The following is a 2,934-nucleotide window of genomic DNA, read 5'->3' as shown; positions in this document are numbered from 1 at the left end:
CGGAATGTAATCCGTAATTATTTAGGATTACAATCTAATTTGGGAGCAGGTAAAATGCCAAATTACTCCCATGGTCGAACTTGCGGTTTTCCTTTGAGCAATAAAACTTATGAAGTCGATTTGTTAATTGGAATGTCCATGGCTTTTAGAAAAAGTGTTGTTAATCAAATTCAATTTTCATCTTATTTTGAAGGTTATGGACTTTATGAAGATGCCGATTTTAGCATTAGAGCTTTGCAATTTGGAAAGAATGTAATCAATACAAAAGTGCAATTAAAACATTTTCATAATCCATCAGGACGCCCAAACCAATATAAATATGGTAAAATGGTCGTTCGTAATGGTTGGTATGTTTGGAGGGTTAAAAATCCCAAACCGAATACAATAGATTTTTTGAAATGGCATGCTATCACAATACTTTTGACAATGATTAGGTTTAGCAATATTATTACCATGACTAAACGAAAAGAAGCTTTTATCGAGGCATTAGGGAGAATGATTGGATGGTGGAGTTTGATTTTTAGTAGGCCTAAAGAATAAAGTTATTTTATGAATGTTTTTCAACTCATACAATCCGATTATAAAAAGTACCAGAAATACGGTGGAAATTTTTTTAGCATCGTTTTTCTGACGCAAGGTTTTTGGGCTATTTTTCAATATAGAATCGCACATTTGATTCATAAAAAAGTAACATGGAAATTTTTTAGATTTCCGTTGTTGATGTTTGCTTTATTATGGCAAAAAAGTATTGAAATTTTTACAGGGATTTCAATTCCGTATACTGTAAAAATTGGTCATTCTTTTTATATTGGTCATTTTGGCGGAATTATTATAAATGCTAATGTTATAATTGGAGATGACTGTAATGTTTCTCAAGGCGTTACGATTGGAGTTTCAGGGATAAATGAAAACAGAGGAACGCCTATTTTAGGTAATGAGGTATATATCGGAGCTAATTCAGTTATAGTAGGTAAAATTATTTTAGGGAATAATATTGTAGTCGGTGCTTGTTCGATGGTAAAAGATTCTTTTTCGGATAATGCAATTGTGTTAGGTGTTCCTGCAGTTTTAATTTCTCAAAAAGGTTCAAAAGGATATATTTAATGAAATTGTTAATTGTCTCAAACGCTCCCATTATTTATAAAAACGAGAAAGCTTTTGCGTATAGTCCATACGTTAAAGAGTTGATAGTATGGGAGAAATATGCGGATATTATTTTTTGTTGTCCCATTTGGAAAAAAGACAATGGTCTTCTTATTGCCGAAATCCCTTTTAAAATTAAAGAACACTTTGAATTATTTGATACTAATCTCAAATCAATAAAAGAGATTGTAACAGCATTTTTTTTAAGCTTTTCTAATTTTTTTATTCTGCTTAAAGCGATGAATAATGCCGACCACATTCATTTGCGCTGTCCTGGCAATATCGGTTTGTTAGGATGCATAGCACAGATTTTTTTTCCAAATAAAAAGAAAACGGCAAAATATGCCGGCAACTGGGATCCCAAAGCAAAACAGCCTTGGAGTTACCGTTTGCAAAAATGGATTTTGAGCAATACCTTCCTAACCAAAAACATGCAAGTTTTGGTTTATGGACAATGGGAAGGAAGCACCAAGAATATTAAACCTTTTTTTACCGCAACTTATTCCGAAGCAGATAAAATACCGGCGAAACCTTTGTGTTTAAAAGGGAAAATACGATTTGTTTTTGTTGGGACGTTGGTGCATGGAAAAAATCCTTTATATGCCATACAATTAGTCGAAGGATTAATCAAGAAAGGATATGAAGTGTCATTGGATTTGCATGGAGAAGGAAAAGAGCGTGAGCTTTTGGAAGCGTATATTACATTCAATGCATTAGAAGAAAGTATAGTTTTGCATGGAAATCAAAATCAGGAAACGGTAAAAACAGCCTACCAAAACAGCCATTTTGTGATTTTGCCTTCCAAAAGCGAGGGTTGGCCCAAAGCTATTGCCGAAGGAATGTTTTGGGGCTGTGTTCCAGTGGCTACTTCGGTTTCTTGTGTTCCTTTTATGTTGGATAATGGCGAAAGAGGTGTTTTACTTGAAATGAATTTGGAACGAGATATTGAGCAATTAGTAGCGGTTTTAGAGAGTAAAATATTTTTTGACAGTAAAAGAGAAAAAGCAATGGATTGGTCTCGAAACTATACGGTTGATGTTTTTGAAGCTGAAATAAAACAATTATTGGTTTAATGAGAATCCTTCAAATCATAGACTCTTTGGAGGCGGGTGGTGCTGAGCGAATGGCAGTTAGTTATGCCAATGTTTTGGCAGATCAAATAGATTTTTCCGGATTAGTAGCTACGCGAAAAGAAGGAGCTTTATTGAATCAAATTCATCCGAATGTTGCTTATTTGTATCTGGATAAAAAGAGGAAAATTGATTTTCCGGCTCTTTTTAGATTACGGTCTTTTGTCGTGAAAAATAAAGTGACTCATATTCATGCCCATAGCACTTCTTTTTTTCTTGCTTTTTTGCTGAAATTGATTTGTCCTTACTTGAAAATGATTCGGCATGACCATTATGGGAACAATGAGTTTTTAGCCTCCAGACCCAATTTTGGGTTGAAAATGACTGCTACTTTTTTTAGAGGAGTCATTGCTGTTAACCAAAAGTTGAAAAAGTGGTCAGAAGAGGAATTAAATGCAAAAAATGTTATTTATTTACCCAATTTTCCACTAAAAGAAATAGATGTTTGTGAGACTACAATTCTAAAAGGGATTGGAGGGAAGAGAATTGTTTTCTTGGCAAATTTGAGAGAACAAAAAGATCATTTTTTACTTTTGAAAGTAGCTCAAAAACTAAAACCAACACATTCCGATTGGACATTCCATTTAGTAGGTAAAGATTTTGAAGACGATTATTCTTTTCAAATTAAACGATTGATAAAAGAATTTGATTTAGAAAACAA

General features: G+C 33.4%; 4 protein-coding genes. All 4 read left to right on the top strand.

Translation table 11 applies throughout. The annotated features are described in order from the left end of the window. The coding region (locus VLC96_RS02820; protein WP_414655560.1) for a glycosyltransferase family 2 protein at window positions 1-540 on the top strand (540 nt) is incomplete at its 5' end. A gap of 9 nt (window positions 541-549) precedes the next feature. Further along, window positions 550-1,104: a serine O-acetyltransferase gene (locus VLC96_RS02815; protein WP_325260538.1), complete on the top strand. Its 555-nt coding sequence runs from the start codon at window positions 550-552 to the stop codon at window positions 1,102-1,104. Next, the gene (locus VLC96_RS02810) at window positions 1,104-2,216 is read left to right on the top strand and encodes a glycosyltransferase family 4 protein (protein ID WP_325260537.1); all 1,113 of its coding nucleotides are present in this window, start codon (window positions 1,104-1,106) and stop codon (window positions 2,214-2,216) included. Before VLC96_RS02815 ends, VLC96_RS02810 begins: the two co-directional genes overlap by 1 nt. Then, on the top strand, window positions 2,216-2,934 hold a 719-nt coding region (locus tag VLC96_RS02805), incomplete at its 3' end, for a glycosyltransferase (protein WP_325260536.1). The genes VLC96_RS02810 and VLC96_RS02805, both read left to right, overlap by 1 nt.

This window comes from Flavobacterium sp., assembly GCF_035456085.1.
Classification (GTDB): Bacteria; Bacteroidota; Bacteroidia; order Flavobacteriales; family Flavobacteriaceae; genus Flavobacterium.
This window is presented reverse-complemented; position numbering and strand designations above follow the sequence as displayed.

Excerpts from the sequence above, each read along its gene's own strand:
- VLC96_RS02815 (WP_325260538.1), top strand. The coding sequence starts at position 550 with ATGAATGTTTTTCAACTCATACAATCCGATTATAAAAAGTACCAGAAA.
- VLC96_RS02810 (WP_325260537.1), top strand. The coding sequence starts at position 1,104 with ATGAAATTGTTAATTGTCTCAAACGCTCCCATTATTTATAAAAACGAG.